General features: G+C 72.4%; 3 protein-coding genes. 1 reads left to right on the forward strand and 2 read right to left on the reverse strand.

Going from position 1 to position 1,770, the window contains the following annotated elements; genetic code table 11:
• The coding region (locus tag EYA84_RS31480; RefSeq protein ID WP_131057811.1) for a sulfurtransferase at positions 1–504 on the reverse strand (504 nt) is incomplete at its 3' end.
• 97 nt (positions 505–601) lie between these two features.
• Between EYA84_RS31480 and EYA84_RS31485 the strand changes: the two genes are divergently transcribed.
• Positions 602–1,291: a metal-dependent transcriptional regulator gene (locus EYA84_RS31485; RefSeq protein ID WP_131057812.1), complete on the forward strand. Its 690-nt coding sequence runs from the start codon at positions 602–604 to the stop codon at positions 1,289–1,291.
• A gap of 30 nt (positions 1,292–1,321) precedes the next feature.
• On the opposite strand, the gene EYA84_RS31490 is transcribed toward EYA84_RS31485, so the two are convergent.
• Complete coding sequence (locus EYA84_RS31490) at positions 1,322–1,561, reverse strand: DUF5522 domain-containing protein (RefSeq protein ID WP_131057813.1); 240 nt, start codon at positions 1,559–1,561, stop codon at positions 1,322–1,324.
• Between the last annotated feature and the right edge of the window lie 209 nt (positions 1,562–1,770).

The following is a 1,770-nucleotide window of genomic DNA, read 5'->3' on the forward strand; positions in this document are numbered from 1 at the left end:
ACCGGCGGCCAGCCGGGCGGCGGCCGAGGCGTCGAGCACCGGCAGCGCACCCGGGCGCACGGTCACGTCACCGGGCTCGGGCGTCGGCACGTCGTCGCTGGTGGGCAGGCCGGCAGCCAGCCAGGCCGGGTAGCCACCGGAGAGCAGGCGTACCGGCCGGTGGCCCGCCCAGCGCAGCGTCCACCAGGCGCGGGCGGCGGCCATGCCGTCGCCGCCGTCGTACACCACCACGGGACGACCGTCGCGGACCCCGGCGGACCGCAGGGCCGCTTCGAGCGCCGCAGGATCGGGCAGGGGATGCCGGCCCGATCGACCGGGCGGACCGCAGAGCGCGGTGTCCAGGTCGACGAAGACCGCGCCCGGAACGTGCCCGGCCGCGTAGTCGTCCCGGCCGGGTGGGCCGACCAGACGCCACCGTACGTCGAGCAGGGTGGGCGGTTCGGACGCGTCGAGTTCGGCGGCGAGCGCCCGCGCCCCGACCAGAAGATCGTCTGTACCGGACATGCAACCAGTCAACACCATCAGTGACGACGGCGGTGGTTCGGTGACCATCGATCGGGGCGCGGCAGGGTACCATCGATGCCGGAGGGCCGCTGACACCATGAAGTCTCACGACTTGGTCGATACGACCGAAATGTACCTGCGCACCATCCTCGAACTCGAAGAGGAGGGAGTGCCGCCGCTACGCGCCCGGATCGCTGAACGGTTGCGCCAGAGCGGCCCCACCGTCAGTCAGACCGTCGCCCGGATGGAACGCGACGGACTGCTCACCGTGGAGGGCGATCGGCACCTCACACTCACCGACCTCGGCCGCGCCACCGCCGTCTCGGTGATGCGCAAGCACCGGCTCGCCGAGTTGCTGCTGGTCAACGTGATCGGGATGCCCTACGAGGAGGCTCACGAAGAGGCCTGCCGGTGGGAGCACGTGATGAGCGACGCGGTCGAGAAGCGGGTCTACGACCTGCTCAACCGGCCCACCCGGTCGCCGTACGGCAACCCGATCCCGGGCCTGGACGAGCTCGGTCCGCCGACGCAGACCGAGCCGGAACTGGCCGAGAGCGAGCGCAACCTCGCCTTCCCCGGCCTGAGCGGCAAGGTGATCGTCCGGCGGATCTGCGAGAGCGTGCAGACCGACGCCGAGGTCCTCCGCCAACTGCACGCCGCCGGGGTCGACCCGGGGGCCACGGTCACCGTGGCGCAGGAACGCGACGGCGTGTCGATCGACCGTTCCGGCGAGAGCGTCCGGTTGCCCCGCGAGGTCGCCTCCCGGGTCTTCGTCGCCGCTGCCTGACCGTTCACTCCACCTACGGCCTGACCGTTTTCACTCCACGTACGGGCAGTGCCGGCAACCCCGCCCGCAGCACGTTCCCCGGCGGGCCAGGAAGCCGGCACTGAGTACGAACAGCCCGGTGTCCGGGTCGAGGTAACCGGCGTCCCCGGCGGCCAGTGCCGCGTCGTGCGCGGCGATGATCTGCTCCCGGCCGGGGTGCCCGGGCGACAGCCGCGACGGGTGCGGCTCGGTCAGGGGCCGCGCCGCCAGAGGTCGTCGCTCTCCACTCATCCCGCGCAGTCTAGGCAGCCACCGCCCTCCACCCGGCCCCGCCCGCCGCCCTGCCGCGCCTCGCCCTATCCGCCGTGTCCCGGGTCGCAGCCCGGCCGGCCGTGAGCTCGCCGATCATGGACTTGTGGCACTCGGAAAGCACCTGAATGCCCAGTTTCGTCACCGCCACGACTCCATGATCGACGGGGCGAGGCGGGTGGGTTGGGACC

Source organism: Verrucosispora sp. SN26_14.1 (assembly GCF_004307965.1).
Lineage (GTDB): Bacteria > Actinomycetota > Actinomycetes > Mycobacteriales > Micromonosporaceae > Micromonospora.

Coding starts and splice junctions, on each gene's coding strand:
- EYA84_RS31485 (WP_131057812.1), top strand. CDS start 602: ATGAAGTCTCACGACTTGGTCGATACGACCGAAATGTACCTGCGCACC.
- EYA84_RS31490 (WP_131057813.1), bottom strand. CDS start 1,561: ATGAGTGGAGAGCGACGACCTCTGGCGGCGCGGCCCCTGACCGAGCCG.